Origin of the sequence: Pseudomonas sp. SLBN-26 (assembly GCF_006715895.1) — a bacterium.
GTDB lineage: Bacteria > Pseudomonadota > Gammaproteobacteria > Pseudomonadales > Pseudomonadaceae > Metapseudomonas > Metapseudomonas otitidis.
In genome coordinates, this window is record NZ_VFOB01000001.1 from 3,869,282 (window position 1) to 3,889,428 (window position 20,147).

Consider the following 20,147-nt stretch of genomic DNA (forward strand, 5'->3'; position numbering starts at 1 on the left):
TTATTTCCTATCAGGAGTCGCTCGCAATGACGTTTGCCTTCCGCCCCAGCCTGCTCGCAGGCGCCATCCTCCTAGGCAGCCTGGCGCCTCACGCCAGCGCCGATACCCAGCAATACCGGCTGCCCGCCGCACCCCTGGCCAGTACCCTGAACCGCATCGCCAGCGAGGCCGGCATCGTCCTCAGCATCGATCCGGGCCTGACCACCGGCAAGACGGCGCAGCCCGTGCAGGGCGAGTACTCACCGGTCGACGCACTGAATACCGCGCTGAACGGCAGTGGCCTGCAACTGGTGCAGAACGGCGGCAGCTACAGCCTGGCCGCGCTGCCGCAAGACACCATGGTCCTGCCGAGCACCAACATCGACGGCGCCGTTGCCAGCGAAAGCGCCTGGGGCCCCACCACCGGCTACCTGGCCCAGCGCACCGCCGCCGGCACCAAGACCGACACCGCCCTGGCCGAGGTTCCGCGTTCGATCTCCGTCGCCACCCGCGAGCAGATGCAGGCGCGCAGCGTCCACAGCCTCGACGACGCGGTGAAGTACATGCCGGGCATCGTCTCCAGCAGCTTCGGCAGCGACACCCGCTACGACTGGATGCGCGTACGCGGCTTCGAGCCGACCCACTTCCTCGACGGCCTGCCGTTGCCCCGTGGCGTGTACGCCAACCCGAAGCCGGAAACCTGGAACCTGGACCGCCTGGCCCTGCTGCGTGGCCCGGCCTCCTCCGTGTACGGCCAGACGCCGCCCGGTGGCCTGCTGGACATGGTCAGCCGTCGCCCGAGCGCCGAGACCCGCCATGAAATCGAGGTGCAGTACGGCAGCGACAACCACCGCCAGATCAACTTCGCCAGCACCGGCCAGATCGACGACCAGGGCCAGTTCCTCTACGGCCTGAGCGGCGTGGTGCGCGACAGCGGCACGCAGATCGACCACGTCGACAACAAGCGCTACAACCTCGCCCCCAGCCTGACCTGGAACATCGACCCCGACACCACGCTGACCCTGCTCTCGCAGTTCACCCGCGACGATACCGGCACCACCAGCCAGTTCCGGCCGATTCAGGGCACCAAGATCGACATGCCCTTCGGCAAGATCTCCCACCACAAGAACCTGGGCGATCCGGACTACGACTTCTACGACCGCACCTACTACGCGCTGGGCTACGCCTTCGAGCATCGCTTCAACGACGTCTGGCAGTTCCACCAGAACCTGCGCTACACCAAGTCCGAGCTGTCGTTCCAGACCGTCACCGTCAACAGCTACATCCCCTCGCTCGCCGGTTCCGGCTACGTGGTCGACGCCAATGGCAACGTCGGTCGCAACAGCACCAACACCGATGAGGCCATCAGCCAGTTCGCGGTGGACAACAACTTCCAGGCCGACTTCACCACCGGCGGCATCGATCACACCCTGCTGCTCGGCCTCGACCACCAGCGCATCGAAACCGACTACATGTCGGTCTTCGGCACCGCCTTCAACGGCTACGCCCCGCCGGACATCAACGTCAACAATCCGGTGCACGGCCAGCCCATCGTCCGCCCGCCACGCTCGCTGGCGTACTACGACTACAACCAGAAGACCATCCAGACCGGCCTCTACGTCCAGGACCAGATGGCCCTCGACCAATGGCGCCTGACCCTCGGCGGCCGCGAGGACTGGGTGCACACCGGCACCACCTTCCTCAACCAGGGCGATGCCACCAACACCGAGCGCGACAAGGCCTTCAGCGGCAACGCCGCCCTCAGCTACGTGTTCGACTCCGGCTTCACGCCTTACCTGTCCTACGCCGAGTCCTTCCAGCCCACCAGCAACGCCACCGCCTCGCCGACCGACTCGTTCAAGCCCACCGAAGGCAAGCAGTGGGAACTGGGCGTGAAGTACCAGCCGCCCGGCAGCGACATCCTGCTGAGCGCCGCCGTCTACGACCTGACGCAGCAGAACGTCTCGGTCACCCACCGCATCAACGGCACGCCGGTCACCAGCCAGGACGGCGAAGTGAAGGTCAAGGGCCTGGAGCTGGAAGTCGTGGGCAACGTCACCGACAGCCTGAAGCTGATCGCCTCCTACACCCAGGCGAAATCCGAAGTACAGGACGGCGAGTACAAGGGCAAGCGCCTGCAACTGATGCCCAACCGCCAGGCCTCGCTGTGGGCCAACTACACCTGGCACAACGGCGTGCTCGACGGCTTCGGCATCGCCGCCGGCGCCCGCTACACCGGCAACACCTTCGGCGACCAGGCCAACAGCGAGCTCGGCTTCGCCAAGTCCTACACCGTGTTCGATGCCGCCGTGCACTACGACCTCGGGCGTCTGAACAGCAGCCTGAACGGCGCGTCGCTGGCGCTCAACGCCACCAACCTGCTGGACAAGGACTACCTCTCCACCTGCGACGGCTACTACTGCTACTACGGTGACGAGCGCAGCGTCGTCGCCAGCGCCACCTACCGGTGGTGAGCCCCTCGCCGCACGCCACGCACTACCGAGGCCGCCCGCTGGGTGGCCTCGGGCTTCCGGACGAATCATGAAAACCACCACCCTCCGCCGCTGGTCCTTCGTCCACACCTGGACCAGCCTGATCTGCACGGCCTTCCTGCTGCTCCTGGCGCTGACCGGCCTGCCGCTGATCTTCCACCACGAGATCGACCACCTGCTGGGCGACGCCCCGGTATTGCGCGAGATGCCGGCGGATGCGCCGCGCCTCGACCTGCAGCAGCTGGTGCAGGCCGCCGAAGCCCACCGCCCCGGCGAGGTGGTGCAGTACCTGGGCTGGGAAGACGACGAGCCCAACGGCGTGGTGGCCATCACCGCCGCCACCGCCGGCACCGAACCCAACTCTTCCCACACCTTCATGCTCGACGCCCGCAGCGGCGAGCCAGTGGCCATGCCTTCGGCCAACGGCGGCTTCATGATGACCGTGCTGCGCCTGCACGTGGACCTGTTCGCCGGGCTGCCGGGCAAGCTGCTGCTGGCCTTCATGGGCCTGTTGTTCGTGGTGGCGATCGTCTCCGGCGTGGTGCTCTACGCCCCCTTCATGCGCCGCCTGGAGTTCGGCACCGTGCGCCGCGACCGCTCCCCCCGCACCCGCTGGCTGGACCTGCACAACCTGATCGGCATCGTCACCCTCACCTGGGCCCTGGTGGTCGGCGTCACCGGGGTGATCAGCGCCTGCGCCGACCTGGTGATCGCCGCCTGGCGCAACGAGAGCCTGGCCGCCATGGTCGAGCCCTACCGCGACGCCCCGCCGCTCACCGACCGCGCCCCGGCCACGCGCCTGCTGGAGATCGCCGCGAAGGCGACGCCGGGCATGGCGGCGGACTTCATCGCCTTCCCCGGCACGCGCTTCTCCAGCGAGCACCACTATTCGGTGTTCATGAAAGGCAGCAGCCACCTCACCTCGCACCTGTGGACGCCGGTGCTGATCGACGCACGCACCCTGGAGGTGACGGCGGTCGGTGAGCGCCCCTGGTACATGGATGCCCTGGCCATGTCCCAGCCGCTGCACTTCGGCGACTACGGCGGCCGGCCCATGCAACTGCTATGGGCGGCGCTCGATGTGTTGACTATCGTCGTGCTCGGCAGCGGGCTCTACCTGTGGTGGGCACGCCGACGTGCCCCGGCGCGCCGGCGGGAGGTCACGGCATGAACCTGACGCGCACCTTCGCCGTGCCCGCCATGCTGGCCGCGCTGACCGCCATCGGCCTGGTGGGCGCCCTGCTCGGCGACGGCATCTGGGACGCCCTGGCCTGGGTCGGCCTGGGCATCCCGGTCGCCCTCGGCGTGCGGCCCTTCCTGCGGCGCCGCTGAGCCGGGCGGGCGAACCCTCGGCGCGGGCAGGCGTCCATAGGGAGATATTCCTGACTGGAGGTCGCCATGATCCGCGCCCTGGCCACCGGCCTGATCGCCACCCTGCTCGCCCTGCCCGGCTTCGCCGCCGAGGTCCACTACTACCCGCTGCCGCCGGGCAGTGCTCCCCGTGACGTGGCCCCGGCCACCGATGGCCGGGTCTGGTACACCGCCCCCGCCCTGGGCCTGGTGGGGCTGCTGGACCCGCTCACCGGGCAGAGCCAACCCATGGCCCTCGGTGCCGGCTCCAGCCCCCGAGGCGTGGTGGTGGCCGAGGACGGCGCGGCGTGGATCACCGATGCCGGCCTCAACGCCCTGGTGCGTGTCGACCCCACCGGCCCCACGCTCAAGCGCTACCCGCTGCCCGGCCAGCTCGGCGACGCCGGGCTGGTGGCCGCCGCCTTCGATCGGGACGGGTTGCTCTGGTTCACCGGCCAGAACGGCTTCTATGGCCGCCTCGACCCACGCAACGGTGACCTGAAGACCTGGCCCGCTCCGCGCGGCGCCGGCCCCTACGGCATCACCGTCACGCCCAACGGCGAGGTCTGGTACGCCAGCCGCGACGGCCGCCACATCGCCCGCATCGACCGCACCAGCGGCGAAGCCGAGGTGATCGACAGCCCCGGCGGCGGCGAAGGCCCGCAGCGGATCTGGAGCGATGCCAAGGGCACCCTGTGGGTCAGCGAGCGCGGCAGCGGCCAGCTCAGCCGCTACGACCCCCTGGCCAAGGCCTGGACCCACTGGGCGCTGCCCAGCGCCGACGCCGAGGCCCATGCGCTGTACGTCGACGAGCAGGACCGGCTCTGGCTGAGCGACTTCCGCAGCAACGCCATCCTGCGCTTCAACCCCTTCAGCCAGCGCTTCACCCGCTACCCCAGCGACCAGGCCGACGCCCGCGTCCTGCACCTGGCCGGGCGCATCGGCGAAGTCTGGGGCGCCGAGTCCAACCGCGACCGATTGGTGGTGATCAAGGAGTGAGCGCGCACGGCGCGATCCGTAGCCCGGGCTTCAGCCCGGGAACGGTGCCGATGATCCCGGCGCTCCCACAAAACGGCACATAGCGGCTTCGTGCGTAGTGTTTCCCAACCACCATGGGCACTCGACACAGCCACGGATGGTGGATCGGTGAAGCGCGATCCACCCTACGGCTCGTCTTGAGCGGCTACGCCCTTCGTAGGATGCGGTGAGGCCACGAACCGCATCGCGTCGGGGCGTGGGGTGAATGGCGTTCCATCCACCCCACGCTCGGCCACAGCGCTTTTCGTAGCCCGGACTTCAGTCCGGGGACGTGGGCACCGGGCGCATCAGAACCGGTACGCCAGGGTGGTCATCAGGGTGCGGGGGTCGCCGGGCATGATCTGCACGGCACTGGTGGCGGTGCTGTAGTAGGTCTTGTCGGTCAGGTTGGTGAGGGCGGCGTGCAAGTCCCAGTGCTCGACCCGATAGCCCAGCAGCGCGTCCCAGCGGCCGTAGCCGGGCAGCACCACGGTGTTGGCGTTGTCGGCGTAGCGGTCGCCCACCAGGGTCACGCCGGTCTCGCCGTAGAAGCCCTGCTCGGGTTGCCAGCCGATGAACAGGCTGCCGTTGCGCTTGGCGACGTTGCCGATGCGCTTGCCTTCGAAGCCGTTGTTGTCCTTGACGATGGTGGCGTCCTGCAGGCCGATGCCGCCGCGTACCACCCAGTTGCCGTACAGCCGCCCGGTGGCGGTCAGCTCGGCGCCCCGGGAGCGCTGCAGGCCGGAGAGCAGCACGTTGCCGGGGTTGTTCGGGTCGCTGGTGCGGCGGTTGTACAGCTCGATCTCGTACAGCGCGAAGGTGGTGCTGAGGCGGTCGTCGAGCCAGTCGCTCTTCACCCCCACTTCCTTCTGCCGGGTCAGTTCCGGGTCGAGGGCGTTGGTGTTGCCCGCTGCGCCGGCGGTGATGCCGATCAGCCCGCCCCCCACCGGGGCGTAGCTCTTGCTGAACGAGGCGTAGAAGGAATGCTCCGGCACGGGCGTCCAGACCAGCCCGACGCGGGGGCTGAGGCTGTCGTCCACGCGGCGTTCGCGGCGGCCGTTGAGGCGGTTCTCGGAGTCCACCTCGAAGTGGTCGTAGCGCAGGCCGAGCAGCACCTGCCAGTGCTCGTCCAGGCGCACCTGGTCCTGCAGGTAGAGCGCGCGGCTGTCGATGTGGTGTTGGGCATCGCTGCTGGCGACCATGCGCCCGGTGTGCTGGCGGCCGGTGTCGGGGTCGAAGATGCCGAGGGCCGGCACGGCGTTGGCCGCGCCGGTGGCGTTGGTGTAGAGCTTCGGGTTGCGCTGCTGGCTGCCCAGTTCGACGCCGGTGAGCAGGCGGTGCTCGATGTCGCCGGTCATCACCAGCCCTTCCAGCTCGACGCTGTTGAACAGGTTGCGGGTGGTCAGGTCCTGCTGCCAGCGGGCGCGGCCGACGGTGCGGGCGGTGGCGTTGACGCTGGTGACGTAGGTGTTGTCGAAGCGGCTGTCGAGCATGAACAGCCCGAGGGTCTGGCGCAGTTGCCAGTCGGGGCTGAGGTCGTAGGTGAGGCGCGAGCGCAGGGATTGGGCCTTGTCGTCGATGTAGTCGCGCTGCGGGTCGCCGTAGGTGGTGTCGCGGCCGACGTCGGCGGGGCGGCCGTTGAGGCCGGGGATGCCACGGTCCGGGGTGCGGTTGTGGCGGCTGTACTCGTACTGCACCAGCCAGTTGAGGTCGGGGCTGAGCTGCCAGCTCATGGCCGGGGCGAACAGCTGCCGGCTGGAGTCGATGCCCTTGCGGAAGCTGTTGGCGTCCTGCTCGCCGAGGTTCAGGCGCAGGGCGATGTCGTCGCTGGCGTCGGTACTGAGGTCGGCGTACAGGCTGCGGTAGTCCTGGCTGCCCAGTTGCGCCTCGATGGAGGAGCCGAGGCCGGCCTGGGGCTGCTTGCTGATGCGGTTGACCAGGCCACCCTGGCTGCCACGCCCGTAGAGCACGGCGGCCGGGCCCTTGAGCACGTCGATGCGCTCGATGTTGTGCAGGTCGCGGGTGTACTGGCTGTCGTCGCGCAGGCCGTCGAGGTAGAAGTCGTTGCTGGCGTCGAAGCCACGGATGCGCAGGCCGTCGAAGCGGGTGTCGCTGGCGTCGCTGACGTTGGGCAGGCCGCTGAGCACCTGGCCGATGCGGGTGGCGCCGTAGTTGAGGGCGTCCTGGGTGCGTACCGAGTCGATGGCCTGGGGCACGTAGCGCACCGGCGTGGCGGTGCGGGTGGCGGTGGAGACCTCGCGGGTGCGGGTGTCCTGGCTGCCCTTGCCCTCCACTTCGATGGCCGGCAGTTCGGTGGACGCGCCGGCTGCGAGGGCCAGCGGTGCCATCAGGGTGGCGGCCAGGCCCAGGGCAATGCGGGAAAGGGCGGAGGGATGGGCGGGGTGGTGCATGATCGGCGTCCGGATCGTGGGGAAAGGGCGCAGATGATATTTATTTGCATTTGATATTGATAGCCATCTGATACCGATTCCCTACAATCCCGACACATCGCACCCTCACCTGCCCGGCTGGGGCTGCGGCTCGCCCCCTTGCCGCCGGGCCGGCTGCCGCACCCCGGTCACGCCTTCCGGGGCCACCTGGTAGCCGGGGAAATGCAGGGCGATGCGTGCGGCGAGCAGCCGGGCCTGCCGGCGTTCCTCAGTGAGCGGTCCCATCGCAGGCCTCCTCTTCGTCGTCATCGCGGCGGTACCAGAAGCGGAACAGCCCGTAGCCCAGCACCAGTGCGACCTGGGCCAGCGCGGCGCACATCTGCAGGAAGGAGTTGACGGTGGGGTTGGTGCGGGCCTCCATCACGCCGGTGAGGGCGTGCCAGAAGCCATCCGGGATGACGGTGAGGGCCAGGCTGGCCAGGGGCTTGCCGGTCAGCAGCCAGATCTCGATGACGCCGAAGCCGTTGGCGAACATCAGGCCGCCGAGGATGAACACCGAGATCACCAGCCCGAGGGCGAAGCAGGCGGAGAACTGGAACAGTGCGCGCATGGTGGGTCTTCCTTCAGTAGGCGGCGCGGCGGGGTGCCGCGCCGGGAGTTGGGGATCTGCCTGGGCTCAGGCCTGGGCTGGGGCCTGGGTTTGGGCTTGGAACGGGGCGGCGGGGCGGCCAACGGCGTACCAGTCGAGCTTGCGGGTCAGCACCATCACGCAGGCCAGCAGGCCGAACACCAGCAGCGAGCCCATCAGCAGGGCGTAGTCCTCGGCGCTGAGCAGGCCGTAGAGCATCCCGTACAGCGCGGCGAGGCCGGCGGTGAAGCCGCCACCGCGCACCCAGCTGTGCAGCACGCTGCTGACGTAGATGCCCACCAGCAGCACGCAGGCCGAGGCGGACAGCGCATAGGCCAGGCCGAACGCCAGGTGCTCGGAGAGCGACAGCAGCAGCAGGTAGAAGAACGCCAGGGCCAGGCCAACCAGGCCGTACTGCACGGGGTGGACGTTGATGCGCTTGAGCACTTCCACCAGGAAGAAGCCGGCGAAGGTCAGGCAGATGAACAGCAGGGCGTACTTGATGGCGCGGTCGCTCTTCAGGTACTGGTCCACCGGGTCGACGAAGCTGACCCCGAACACCCGGCTGTTGAAGGCCTGGCAGCGGTCCTCATAGGCACAGTCGGCCAGGGCCTGCTGCAGGTCGGTGGCGAAGAAGCTGGTCTGCCAGCGGGCGGTGAAGCCGTCCTCGCGCACCTCGCGCTCGGCGGGGAGGAACTCGCCGACGAAGCTGGGGTGCGGCCAGGGCGACTTCAGCTCCACCTGGCTGTCACGCCCCACCGGGGTGATGTGCAGCGATTCGGTGCCCTGCAGGTTGAGGGTGAAGCCGTAGTTGAGGGTCTGGGCCTCGCCGCTGACCAGGTGGGGCAGCGGTACATGCACGCCGCTGGCCAGGATCGGGTCGCCGCTGCCGGGCTGGAAGTCCAGGCTGCGGCCGTTCAGTTCCAGCTTGAGGGCGTTGTTGATGCCACGGATGTCGCTGATGCCCACCGCCAGGAACGGGGTCTCGAACTGGTAGTCCTCCAGCCCTTCCTCGATGCCGAAATGCGCCGGCACGGCGAATTCACCGCTGATGCGGCTGTCGCTCTTGTACAGCCGGGCCTGGTAGATGCCACGGGTCAGCAACTGGGTGTCGACGTCGCCCTGCAGGTGGAAGCGCTCGGGCAGGAAGAACAGCCGGCCGCGCTGCTCGCGCTCGTCCAGGTAGCGCTGGCCGGTCTTCTCGTGGGTCTTCCACTCGCGCACGGTGCGGCGGAACGGCACCACCAGCAGCGGGCCGGTCACCTGCTGGGCGTAGCTGGAACTCTGCGCGATGTTGGCCTGCACGCTGTCGCGGGCCATCTGACGCTCGTCGATCAGGCCGTCGATCATCAGCAGCGGGATCAGCAGCAGCAGGATCAGCAGGGCGATGGCGCCCAGCTTGAAGCCCAGGGTTCGGGTCATCTCGGACTCTCCTCATGTGTTCGATGGGGAAAGTCTGGAGCGCGCCTGGGATGGGGCTATGGGGGGAATGTGGAGTTTGTGTGGGAATTGGGTGAAGAGCCGGGATCGCTGCGCGATCCCGCCGGCCGATCACCCTGAGCGGAACGTTGGCTGGCGGTGGGCTGAAGCCCACCCTACGGGAGCAGGGCGGTCAGCACGACCCGCGGATGTACTGCTCCAGGTGCTGGATCAGGCTTTCCTGCTCGGCGGTGATGTCGCGCACCAGGTCGCGGATCGACAGCAGGCCGATCACCTTGCCTTCATCCAGCACCGGCAGGTGGCGCAGGTTCTTCTCGGTCATCAGCTGCATGCAGAACTGATTGCTGTCCTTCGGGCCGACCACGTAGAGGTTGGAGGTCATGATCTCCTGCACCTCGGTGCCGTAGGAGGAGCGGTCCTTGGCGGCCACCCGGCGCACGTAGTCGCGCTCGGTGACGATGCCCACCAGTTCGTCGCGCTCCATCACCAGCACGGCGCCGATGCCCTTCTCGGCCATCAGCTCGGCCGCTTCCAGCACGGTGGTGGTGGGGTCCACACGGTAGATCGTCGTGTGGGCTTTGCCCCGCAGTATTTCGGCAACGGTCTTCATCGGCTGCTCCCGGTTTTCTCGTGGTCGTGTGCACCGCGTTCCATCACGGCGGCGAACTGAGAATAGTCAATTGTGGGCGCCCGCAAAGGGCGGCAGCGGGTGCCGGTTCCGAGGGGGTGTCGAGCAAGAAATCTGCCAGCTGCTTCCCACGCGACGGGAGGTTCCGAACGGTCCTTCGGTGGATGGGAAAGCGCCACCTACACAGGTTGAGCGCAGCGCGGTCGTAGGGTGGGTCGCGCTCCATCGACCCACCACGCGGGGGCGGGCCCTGGTACGCGGTACATCGCGTCAATACGGGGCGCTACTCGGCACCAGTATGGTGCACAGGCGTTCAGACAGCGGGCAGCCGCAGGCGGACTTCGACGCCGCCGTCGCGGTTTTCCACCCGCAGGGCGCCGCCGTGCAGGTTGGCCACTTCCTGCACGAAGTTGAGGCCGAGGCCGGTGCTCTTGCGCCCGCTGCCGGGGCGCGGCAGGGAGTAGAAGCGTTCGGTGAGGCGGGCCAGGGCGTAGTCGGGGATGGCGTCGCCCTGGTTGAACAGGCACAGCGTCCAGTGGCTGCCCTCGCGCTCGGCAGCGAAGCGGATGAGGCCGCCGGGGGGCGTGAAGTCCAGGGCGTTGTCCAGCAGGTTGGCCAGGGCCTGGCGCAGCAGGAAGCGCTCCCCCTTCACCTCCACGTCGTCGCCGATGGCGTCTTCGACGCGCAGGCCGGCGGATTCGATGCGCGCCGCCTGGGCCTGCACCAGCTCATCCACCATCGGCGCCACCGGCACGCTGACGCGCTCCTCCAGGCCCTGGCGCTGCTCGACCTGGGCCAGGTACAGCAGCCGTTCGATGAGTTGCTGCAGGCGCGCGCCCTCGCCGGCGATGTTGGCGACGAAGCGCTGCCGCTGCTCGGCGGGCATGTCGCCCTCCAGCAGTTCGGCGGCGCCCCGGATGGCTGCCAAGGGGCTCTTCAGTTCATGGGTCAGGGTGTGCACGTAGCGCTCGACGTAGGCCTTGCCCTCCAGCTCGGTGCGCATGCGCTCCACGGCGCGGGCCAGCTTAGTCAGTTCGCCGCCGCTGAGGCTGGGCAGTTCGGCCCGCTGCCCTTCGCTGACGGCCTGGGCGTAGCGGGTCAGGCGCCGCAGGGAGCCGCTGAGCCACCAGGAGAGCAGGCCGCCGATCAGCAGCCCGAGGACGATGAGGCCGGCGCCGAGCCAGGCCAGGCGCACCTGGGAGCGGTAGATGTAGGGCTGCAGCGAGCGGTTGGGCTTGGCCACCGAGACGACGCCGATGATCTTCCCGTCGGCACGGATCGGCGCCGCCACGTACATCACCGAGGAGTCGGGGTCGGCCGGGTCTTCACGGGTGGAGCGGGCGCCGTACTGGCCGCGCAGGGTCAGCAGGACGTCGTTCCAGCCGGAGTAGTCCTGGCCCACGGCCTGGCCGGTGGAGTCCAGCAGCACACGGCCGGTGCCGTCGGTGACGTAGATGCGGTGGTTGACCTCGGTCTTGCGCACGCCCCAGATCTCGGCGCCGGGCTGGCGCTTGCCGTAGGCCTTGAGCAGCTCGGGCAGGTTGCTCTGGGTGAGGGTGCCGTCGCGCACCGGGTCGCGGAGGATCTCGGCCAGCAGGTTGGCGGTGTCCACCAGGGTTTCCTCGGTGGACTGGCGCACACCGGGGCGGATCTCGTCCATCACGGTGCTGAGCACGAAGTAACCGGCCAGGCCGACGAAGAGGAAGTAGACCAGGAAGATTCGGATGCCCAGTGGCATGGCAGGTCCTCGGGGCGCGGGCGGGCTCAGGCGCGGGGGTCGTAGCTGTAGCCGAGCCCGCGGTGGGTCTGGATCGGCTCGGCATCGGCGACCTGGCGCAGCTTGGCGCGCAGGCTCTTGATGTGGCTGTCGATGCTGCGCTCGTAGCCGGCGTCGCTGGCCACGCCGAGGGCGTCGAGCAGTTGCTCGCGGCTGAACACCCGCTCCGGCTGGCCGAGCAGGTGCTGCAGCAGGCGGAATTCGTGGCGGGTCAGGGCCAGCAACTGGCCGTGGTAGTGGATGCGGAAGCGCTCCAGGTCCACCTGGAAGGGGCCGTCACCAGCAGGAGCTGCGGGGGCGGCCGGGGCCGGCTCGCGCGGGGCCATGCGTTTGAGGATGGCGCGGACCCGGGCGGCCACTTCGCGGGGGCTGAAGGGCTTGACCACGTAGTCGTCGGCGCCGATCTCCAGGCCCACCACGCGGTCGATCTCGGCATCGCGGGCGGTGAGGAAGATCACCGGCACTTCGGAGAAGCGCCGCAGCCGGCGGCAGGCCTCGAAGCCGCTGATGTCGGGCAGGCCGACGTCGAGGATGACCAGGTCGAAGGGCTCGTGGGCCAGGCACTCCAGGGCCTCGCCCGCCAGGCTGAGCCAGGTGACGGTGAAGCCTTCGGATTGCAGGGCGTAGACGAGGGTGTCGGCGATGGCGGCTTCGTCTTCGACGATGAGAATGCTGGGCATGGCGTCCGTGCGAGGCGGCGGGAAAGCCGGCAGGGTGCCGTCGGGCCCGGGCGGCGTCAATCCCGCCCGGGCCGACGGTTCAGCACTGCGGCTTGCCGGCGGTGTACTTGCGGCCGGGGTAGATGGCGGCGCGGAATTCGCGCAGCGCCTTGGCGCCGATCAGCAGCGGGTAGTTGAAGCTGCTGCGGTCGGTGAGGTTGACCTCGACGGTGCGCTTGGTATCGCCCAGGCACATTTCCAGCTCGATGACCGGGCGCTTGGACGGGTCGGCCTTCTCGCGCTCGTCGTCCTCTTCGTCACCGGTTTCCTCGGCGCGGGTCTTGATCTTGCTGATGCGCGCCAGGCGGTGTTCGTAGAGGGTGTCGTCGGCGTCCTTGGTGGCCAGGCGGAAGCGCACCCACTCCTCGCCGTCGCGCTTGAAGCGCTCGATGTCCTTGGCCGAGAGGGAGGCGGTGAGGGCACCGGTGTCCATCTTGGCCTTGAGGGTCTGGCCGATCTCGGGCAGGCGGATGTATTCGTAGCGGCCGTAGAGGTCAGGCTCCTCGGCGGCAAAAACCGGCAGGGCGAGCAGGGTCAGCAGGGCGAGCAAGGGTTTCAAGTCGGTCTCCTCGGCGTGGGGGCGCGGTGGGCGGTTCTGTCGACGGGGCACGTGTGCCGGCAGGTTCTGGGACCGGCACGACGGGCCTTTGGTTCGGCGGTGCCGCGCAGTCTACCCGCCCACCTTCTTCAGGCGCACCCCGCCCCAGAGTTCTTCGAGGTTGCGGAAGCCCCAGTCCTCGGGGGATTCGCGGGCGACGATGCGGTCGCGGCCCTGCATGGCGGCGAGGTCGATCACCTCCTGGGGGATCGGCACCTTGGAGCGGGCGGAGAAGAACACCCGCACTTTGGGCATCAGCAGGGAGCCGCTGCCCTGTTCCAGCACCACGCCGAGGCGCCCGCTCTCCAGGCGCACCAGGGAGCCGGTGGGGTAGATGCCGACACATTTGACGAAGGCCTGGAAGACCTTGGGGTCGAAGTGGCCCTTGGTCCACTCGGCCATCTTGTGCAGGGATTCGGCCGGGTCCCAGCCCTTCTTGTAGGGGCGGTCGGAGGTGATGGCGTCGTACACGTCGCACACCGCGCCCATCCGCGCCAGCAGGCTGATCTGCTCGCCGGCCAGGTGATGGGGGTAGCCGCTGCCGTCGAACTTCTCGTGGTGGTGCAGGCACACGTCCAGCACCAGCGCGCTGACCTGATGGCTCTCCAGCAGGATGCGTGCGCCGGCCATGGGGTGGCCACGCATGGTGGCGAACTCGCTGTCGGTGAGCTTGCCGGGCTTGTTCAGCACGGCGTTGGGCACGGCCATCTTGCCGATGTCGTGGAGCAGCCCGGCGAGCCCGGCCTCGCGCACCTGGGGCTCGGGCAGGCCGAGCTGGCGGGCCAGGGCGATCATCAGGGCGCAGACGGCCACCGAGTGCATGTAGGTGTATTCATCGGAGTTCTTCAGCCGCGCGAGGCTGATGAGGGCATTGGGGTGGCGCAGCACCGAGGCGGAGATTTCCTCCACCAGCCCGTCGGCCTGGCTCAGCTCCACCACCTGGCCGAGCCGGGCGTCCTTGAACATGGCCATGACGGCGGCGCGGGAGCGCTCGCACAGCGCCACGGCCCGGGCCACTTCGTCTTCCAGGCTGACGGGGCGCGCGGCGGCGTTGTCGGGGTGGTTGGCGGCCAGCAGCTGGGCGTCGGCCTCTTCGTTGGCCTGCTCGGCCGTGACCTGGGCAGCAGCCTGGTCCGGGGCGAGGTCGAGGCCCTTGGAGGTGTCGATCCAGACTTCGGTGACGGCGCTGTCGAGAATGCGCGCCAGATCCTTCTGGGACTTCAGCAGAAAGCTGCTCTTCCAGAAGGGGTGGTCCATCCATGAGCCGCAGAGTTCCTGAACGTACATGCCCGGACGCAGGTCCGACACAGCGATCTTCTTCAACACGATGGGCACCGATGGAAACACACGAGAAACCAGGAACGAGGGCGATGATGCCTGATGGCCAGTGGCCGGAACAGCCGTTTCGCCTGACTTTATCTGAGGAAGGGGATGAGTGTCTTGGCAGCCGTTCACGCCTGCGTATCATGGCAACGCCACCCACAGGCCAAGGAGCCATGGACCCATGAGGGCGCTGCTGACCGGTATCACCACCATCCTCCTCGTGCTGATCAACACCCTGGCCCTGATCGGCCCGATGCTGCTGATCGCACTGCTCAAGCTGGTGCTCCCCGGCCAGGCCCTCAAGGACGCCTGCTCCCGCGCGGTGATGGGCATCGCCGAGGCCTGGGCGGAGAACTGCAAGCGCATCTTCGCCCTGCTCACCCCCACCCGCTGGGACATCCGTGGCGGCGACGGCCTGCGCAACGACACCTCCTACCTGGTGGTGTCCAACCACCAGTCCTGGGTGGACATCCCCGCGCTGGTGCAGGCCTTCAACCGCAAGGCGCCCTACTTCAAGTTCTTCCTCAAGCAGGAGCTGATCTGGGTGCCCTTCATCGGCCTGGCGTTCTGGGCGCTGGACTACCCCTTCATGAAGCGCTACTCCAAGGCCTTCCTGGCGAAGCACCCGGAGATGAAGGGCAAGGACCTGGAGATCACCAAGGCTGCCTGCGAGAAGTTCAAGCGCCTGCCGGTCACCGTGGTGAACTACCTGGAAGGCACCCGCTTCACCCCCGCCAAGCAGGCCCAGCAGGGCTCCCCCTACCGCTACCTGCTCAAGCCCAAGGCGGGCGGCGTGGCCTTCGTGCTGGCGACCCTGGGTGAGCAGCTGGATGCGATCCTCGACGTCACGCTGATCTACCCCGGCCAGCAGGTGCCGGGCTTCTGGGCCCTGGTGTCGGGCCAGGTGCCATGGGTGATCGTCGACATCCAGACCCGCGACCTCGACCCGTCCCTCTGGCAGGGCGACTACGAGAACGACCCGGTGTTCCGCCAACACCTGCAGGACTGGGTGAGCCGCCTGTGGTCCGAGAAGGACGCCCGCATCCACCAGTTGCGCAGCGAACTGCACGGCTGACCCTCGCGGCCGGGCGCCCGCCCGGCCCGCCCCGCTGCGCTTTCCGACGAAGCGTCGCAGCCCCCGTACCACCCGGCCTGAAGCCCTGTCTGAAATGGCTGTAGAGCGCGCCGCCATTGGCGTTGACGCGCTTTAGCGTGTTTATATTGAACGCCCGATCAATTTAAAAGGAACCCCGTCCCCGCTCCCGCACTCTCACCCGAATGCCCGAATCCGCGTTAAAGGAGATGCCGCTTGCCGACACCCTCGACCACCCACGCAGGGGGAACCCTGTGAACACCTCGACCCAAGTTTCCACCCCGTCCCTGCGCATGAACGCCCCAGTGCTGATCGGCTCGGCGGCCTTCGTCCTCATCTTCGGCCTGGCCGCCACCCTGTTCGCCGAACAGGCCGGTGAATGGCTCGCCCGCGCCCAGGCCTGGGCCTCCGGCAGCGTCGGCTGGTACTACCTGCTGGCGATGACGCTGTACCTGGTCTTCGTGGTGGTCACCGCGCTGTCCGGCTATGGCCGGATCAAGCTCGGTGCCGACCACGACGAGCCCGAGTTCAGCTACCTGTCCTGGGCCGGCATGCTGTTCGCCGCCGGCATCAGCATCACCCTGTTCTTCTTCTGCGTGTCGGAGCCGCTGACCCACTTCGCCCAGCCGCCCAAGGGCGAGGCCGGTGGCAGCGAAGCCGCGCGCCAGGCCATGCAGCTGCTGTTCCTGCACTGGGGCCTGCACGGCTGGGGCGTATTCGCCCTGGTGGCCATGGCCCTGGCCTACTTCGCCTACCGCCACAACCTGCCGCTGGCGTTGCGTTCGGCGCTGTACCCGCTGATCGGCAAGCGCATCAACGGCCCCATCGGCTACACCGTGGACGCCTTCGGCATCATCGCCACGGTGTTCGGCCTGGGTGCCGACATGGGCTTCGGCGTGCTGCACCTCAATGCCGGCCTGGACTACCTGTTCGGCATCCCCCACGACCAGTGGGTGCAGGTGGCGCTGATCGTGCTGATGATGGGCGCCGCCGTGATCGTCGCCGTCAGCGGCGTGGAGAAAGGCGTGCGGGTGATGTCCGACGTCAATATGCTGCTGGCCTGCTCGCTGCTGCTGTTCGTGCTCTTCGCCGGGCCCACCCAGCACCTGCTGAACATGCTGGTGCAGAACCTGGGCGACTACCTGGGCGCGCTGCCGACCAAGAGCTTCGACCTCTACGCCTACGACGGCGGCACCCGCTGGCTGGGCGACTGGACAGTGTTCTACTGGGCCTGGTGGATCGCCTGGGCGCCCTTCGTCGGGCTGTTCATCGCGCGGATTTCCCGCGGCCGGACGATCCGCGAATTCGTCTTCGGCGTGCTGTTCATTCCCCTGGGCTTCACCCTGGCGTGGATGTCGATCTTCGGCAACAGCGCCCTGGAGCAGGCCTTCAGCGGCGCCAGCGACCTGGCCACGGTGGCGGTGAACGAACCGTCCATGGCCATCTACCACCTGCTGGAAAGCTACCCCTGGAGCCGCGCGGTGATCGCCGTGACGGTGTTCATCAGCTTCGTGTTCTTCGTCACCTCCGCCGACTCGGGCACCGTGGTGCTCTCCACCCTCTCCTCCCGGGGTGGCGCGGTGGACGAGGACGGCCCGCGCTGGCTGCGGGTGTTCTGGGGCGCACTGACCGCGCTGATCACCATCGGCCTGCTGTTCGCCGGCAGCATCGACGCGCTGAAGTCGGCGGTGGTGCTCACCTCCCTGCCTTTCTCGCTGATCCTGCTGCTGATGATGTGGGGGCTGCACAAGGCCTTCTACCTGGAGTCCCAGCGCCAGCGCGCCCGCCTGCATGCGCCCTCGCCGGTGGACCAGCGCTCGCCCCGGCGCCGCAGCGGCTGGCGCCAGCGCCTGGCCCAGGCGGTGCACTTCCCCTCGCGGGACGAGGTGTACCGCTTCATGGAGGAACAGGTACGACCGGCCATGGAGGCCCTTGCCGAGCAGTTCCGCACCCGTGGCCTGACGGTGGAAACCCACATGGACCCGGCCGGCGCCAGCCTGAGCCTGGAGGTGGGCCATGGCGAGGAACACCCGTTCCTCTACCGGGTGGTGATGCGCGGCTACTTCACGCCCTCCTTCGCCGTCGCCGGGCTGGACGCGCGCAACCGCCAGAACCGCCGCTACTACCGCGCCGAGGTGCACCTGGCCGAGGGCAGCCAGGACTACGACCTGGTGGGCTACAGCCGCCAGCAGGTGATCGACGACATGCTCGACCAGTACGAGCGGCACCTGCAGTTCCTGCACCTGGTGCGTTGACTGCAGCCCCGGGCGAACGCCCGGGCGCCCTCCTGTCAGCCGCCCATAAAAAAGAGGAGCCGTCATGGCTCCTCGAAGGACAGGTACTGCGCCGGTAGAACGCAGCACCAGGGGTTGCGGCTCAGGCCTCAGGCGGCGCTGAAGGTCTTGTGCGGGTCGATGACGAATTTCTTCGGCACGCCGGCATCGAACTCGCCGTAGCCACGGGGCGCGTCATCCAGGCTGATGACCTGCACGCCTACCACTTCGGCAATGTTGATGCGGTCCCACATGATGGCCTGCATGAGCTGGCGGTTGTATTTCATCACCGGGGTCTGGCCGGTGTGGAAGCTGTGGGACTTGGCCCAACCGAGGCCGAAACGGATGCTCAGGCTGCCGATCTTGGCGGCGGCGTCCACGGCGCCCGGGTCTTCGGTGACGTAGAGGCCGGGGATGCCGATCTTGCCGGCCACGCGGGTGACCTGCATCAGCGAGTTGAGCACGGTGGCCGGGGCTTCGTGCTGGGCACCGGCATGGCCGTGGCCACGGGCTTCGAAGCCCACGGCGTCGACGGCGCAATCCACTTCCGGCTCGCCCAGCAGGTCGGCGATCTGCTCGTGCAGCGGGGTATCCTTGGACAGGTCGGCGATCTCGAAACCGACGGCCTTGGCGTGGGCCAGGCGCACCGGGTTGACGTCGCCGACGATGACCACGGCCGCGCCCAGCAGGCGGGCGGAGGCGGCAGCGGCGAGACCCACCGGGCCGGCACCGGCCACGTAGACGGTGGAGCCCGGGCCGACGCCGGCGGTGACGGCGCCGTGGTAGCCGGTGGGCAGGATGTCGGAGAGGCAGGTCAGGTCGCGGATCTTCTCCATCGCCTTGTCGCGCTCGGGCAGCTTCAGCAGGTTGAAGTCGGCGTAGGGCACCAGCACGTACTCGGCCTGGCCACCGGTCCAGTCGCCCATGTCGACGTAGCCGTAGGCACCGCCGGCGCGGGCCGGGTTGACGGTCAGGCAGACGCCGGTGTGCATCTCCTTGCAGGAGCGGCAACGGCCGCAGGCGACGTTGAAGGGCACGGACACCAGGTCACCGATCTTCAGGTTCTCGACGTCGCTGCCCTTCTCCACCACCTCGCCGGTGATTTCGTGGCCGAGCACCAGGCCGACCTGGGCGGTGGTACGGCCGCGCACCATGTGCTGGTCCGAGCCGCAGATGTTGGTGGAGACGACCTTCAGGATCACGCCGTGCTCGATCTTCCTGCCACGGGGGTCCTGCATCTTCGGGTAGTCGATCTTCTGCACTTCGACCTTGCCCGCTCCGAGATAAACGACACCACGATTACCAGACATGCATGAATCTCCTTTGTTGTTGTGGATACAAAGGCGCGGCCTGGGCCACGCGGCCTTGTACTGGAGCTTGTGTCTGTTGCCGGAGCCGCCGGGTGGAACTGGCAGGGCGGCTGCCGAAATCTGTAGCCGGACGCACGTCCGGGGTCTGGCACGCGCCTGGGCCGGGGCCCGGGCCACACCTGCTGGTTCAGAGCACCACGGTGCGGTTGGCGTTGAGGAACACGCGGCGCTCGATGTGGTAGCCCACCGCCTTGGCCAGGGTCAGGCATTCGATGTCACGCCCCTTGGCCACCAGGTCCTCGGGGTAGTGGGCGTGGTCCACCGGTTCGACGCCCTGGGTGATGATCGGGCCCTCGTCCAGGTCGTTGTTGATGTAGTGGGCCGTGGCGCCCACCAGCTTGACCCCCTTCTGGTAGGCCTGGTGGTAGGGCTTCGCGCCCTTGAAGCCAGGCAGCAGGGAGTGGTGGATGTTGATGGCCCAGCCATCCAGGCGCCGGCACAGCTCGGGCGACAGCACTTGCATGTAGCGGGCGAGCACCACCAGCTCGGCACCGGTGTCCTCGATCACCTGCAGCACGCGCCGCTCCTGGGCGGGCTTGTCGTTGGGGTCGAGGGGGAAGTGGTGGTAGGGGATGCCGTGCCAGCGGGCCAGCGGCTCCAGGTCGGGGTGGTTGGACACCACGGCCATCACGTCCATCGCCAGTTGGCCGATGCGCTGGCGGTAGAGCAGGTCATGCAGGCAGTGGTCGGCCTTGGAGACCATGATCACCACCTTGGCGCGGTAGCCCGGCGGGGTCAGCTCCACCTGCATGTCGAAGGGCGCCACGCGGGCGGCCAGGCCGGCACGGAAGGCGGCCTCGTCGAAGCCGTCGGGCTGGCGGAACTCGACGCGGATGAAGAAGCGCGCGGACAACCGGTCATCGAACGAATGGTGCTCGGTGACGTAGCAGCGTTGCTCGAACAGGTAGCCGGTCACCGCGTCCACCGTGCCGAGCACGCTGGGGCAGTGGGCGGTGAGGATCCAGGTATCGGGGGTGCGGCTCATGTCGGGGCCTCGGTAATCCGTGCTGTCAGGGGGCGCAGGGGGGAGGACGCTTCACCCCTCCACCTGCGCTGGCCTGCGGGTGGGC

The 20,147-nt window shown here is 68.3% G+C and carries 17 protein-coding genes; 6 read left to right on the top strand and 11 right to left on the bottom strand.

Annotated features, from left to right (window positions below; translation table 11 throughout):
- Window positions 1-26 precede the first annotated feature (26 nt).
- The 4 genes from FBY21_RS17905 to FBY21_RS17915 all read left to right on the top strand — a co-directional run bounded on the left by FBY21_RS17905 (window position 27) and on the right by FBY21_RS17915 (window position 4,820).
- Window positions 27-2,453 (top strand): TonB-dependent siderophore receptor, encoded by a 2,427-nt coding sequence (locus FBY21_RS17905; RefSeq protein WP_142012690.1) that lies wholly within the window; start codon window positions 27-29, stop codon window positions 2,451-2,453.
- 67 nt (window positions 2,454-2,520) lie between these two features.
- Window positions 2,521-3,642, top strand: coding sequence for a PepSY-associated TM helix domain-containing protein (locus FBY21_RS17910; RefSeq protein ID WP_142012693.1), 1,122 nt, complete (start codon window positions 2,521-2,523; stop codon window positions 3,640-3,642).
- Window positions 3,639-3,803 (top strand): hypothetical protein, encoded by a 165-nt coding sequence (locus tag FBY21_RS29595; RefSeq protein WP_174244734.1) that lies wholly within the window; start codon window positions 3,639-3,641, stop codon window positions 3,801-3,803. Before FBY21_RS17910 ends, FBY21_RS29595 begins: the two co-directional genes overlap by 4 nt.
- Before the next feature lie 66 nt (window positions 3,804-3,869).
- Window positions 3,870-4,820 carry a lyase gene (locus FBY21_RS17915; protein WP_142012695.1) on the top strand — a complete coding sequence of 317 codons (951 nt, stop codon included), beginning with the start codon at window positions 3,870-3,872 and terminating at the stop codon, window positions 4,818-4,820.
- A gap of 326 nt (window positions 4,821-5,146) precedes the next feature.
- On the opposite strand, the gene FBY21_RS17920 is transcribed toward FBY21_RS17915, so the two are convergent.
- The 9 genes from FBY21_RS17920 to FBY21_RS17955 form a co-directional block, all read right to left on the bottom strand.
- On the bottom strand, window positions 5,147-7,249 hold the full coding sequence (locus tag FBY21_RS17920; RefSeq protein ID WP_142012697.1) for a TonB-dependent receptor: 2,103 nt from the start codon (window positions 7,247-7,249) through the stop codon (window positions 5,147-5,149).
- 105 nt (window positions 7,250-7,354) lie between these two features.
- Window positions 7,355-7,513, bottom strand: coding sequence for a hypothetical protein (locus tag FBY21_RS29455; protein WP_160158613.1), 159 nt, complete (start codon window positions 7,511-7,513; stop codon window positions 7,355-7,357).
- Window positions 7,497-7,838, bottom strand: coding sequence for a hypothetical protein (locus FBY21_RS17925; RefSeq protein ID WP_044409104.1), 342 nt, complete (start codon window positions 7,836-7,838; stop codon window positions 7,497-7,499). The genes FBY21_RS29455 and FBY21_RS17925 overlap by 17 nt, the downstream gene beginning before the upstream one ends.
- A 66-nt stretch (window positions 7,839-7,904) precedes the next feature.
- Window positions 7,905-9,278, bottom strand: a complete 1,374-nt coding sequence (creD, locus tag FBY21_RS17930; RefSeq protein WP_142012699.1) for a cell envelope integrity protein CreD — start codon at window positions 9,276-9,278, stop codon at window positions 7,905-7,907.
- A gap of 190 nt (window positions 9,279-9,468) precedes the next feature.
- On the bottom strand, window positions 9,469-9,906 hold the full coding sequence (locus tag FBY21_RS17935; RefSeq protein WP_044409110.1) for a CBS domain-containing protein: 438 nt from the start codon (window positions 9,904-9,906) through the stop codon (window positions 9,469-9,471).
- A 331-nt stretch (window positions 9,907-10,237) separates the two neighbouring features.
- The gene (creC, locus tag FBY21_RS17940; RefSeq protein WP_142012701.1) at window positions 10,238-11,662 is read right to left on the bottom strand and encodes a two-component system sensor histidine kinase CreC; all 1,425 of its coding nucleotides are present in this window, start codon (window positions 11,660-11,662) and stop codon (window positions 10,238-10,240) included.
- Window positions 11,663-11,688: 26 nt separating this feature from the next.
- Entirely contained in the window at window positions 11,689-12,381 is a 693-nt protein-coding gene (gene creB / locus FBY21_RS17945) for a two-component system response regulator CreB (protein WP_142012703.1), read from the bottom strand.
- A gap of 79 nt (window positions 12,382-12,460) precedes the next feature.
- On the bottom strand, window positions 12,461-12,979 hold the full coding sequence (locus FBY21_RS17950) for an ATP-dependent zinc protease (RefSeq protein WP_044409122.1): 519 nt from the start codon (window positions 12,977-12,979) through the stop codon (window positions 12,461-12,463).
- A 111-nt stretch (window positions 12,980-13,090) separates the two neighbouring features.
- Entirely contained in the window at window positions 13,091-14,305 is a 1,215-nt protein-coding gene (locus FBY21_RS17955; protein WP_301308483.1) for an HD-GYP domain-containing protein, read from the bottom strand.
- A gap of 217 nt (window positions 14,306-14,522) precedes the next feature.
- On the opposite strand from FBY21_RS17955, the gene FBY21_RS17960 reads away from it, so the two are divergent.
- Both FBY21_RS17960 and betT read left to right on the top strand, forming a co-directional pair.
- Window positions 14,523-15,416 (top strand): acyltransferase, encoded by an 894-nt coding sequence (locus FBY21_RS17960; RefSeq protein WP_142012704.1) that lies wholly within the window; start codon window positions 14,523-14,525, stop codon window positions 15,414-15,416.
- Between the two features lie 311 nt (window positions 15,417-15,727).
- On the top strand, window positions 15,728-17,689 hold the full coding sequence (gene betT, locus FBY21_RS17965) for a choline BCCT transporter BetT (RefSeq protein ID WP_222119543.1): 1,962 nt from the start codon (window positions 15,728-15,730) through the stop codon (window positions 17,687-17,689).
- Between the two features lie 128 nt (window positions 17,690-17,817).
- Here betT and fdhA read toward each other — a convergent pair whose 3' ends face one another.
- Window positions 17,818-19,017, bottom strand: coding sequence for a formaldehyde dehydrogenase, glutathione-independent (gene fdhA, locus FBY21_RS17970; protein WP_044409128.1), 1,200 nt, complete (start codon window positions 19,015-19,017; stop codon window positions 17,818-17,820).
- A gap of 187 nt (window positions 19,018-19,204) precedes the next feature.
- Complete coding sequence (gene purU / locus FBY21_RS17975) at window positions 19,205-20,062, bottom strand: formyltetrahydrofolate deformylase (RefSeq protein ID WP_044409131.1); 858 nt, start codon at window positions 20,060-20,062, stop codon at window positions 19,205-19,207.
- Window positions 20,063-20,147 lie beyond the last annotated feature (85 nt).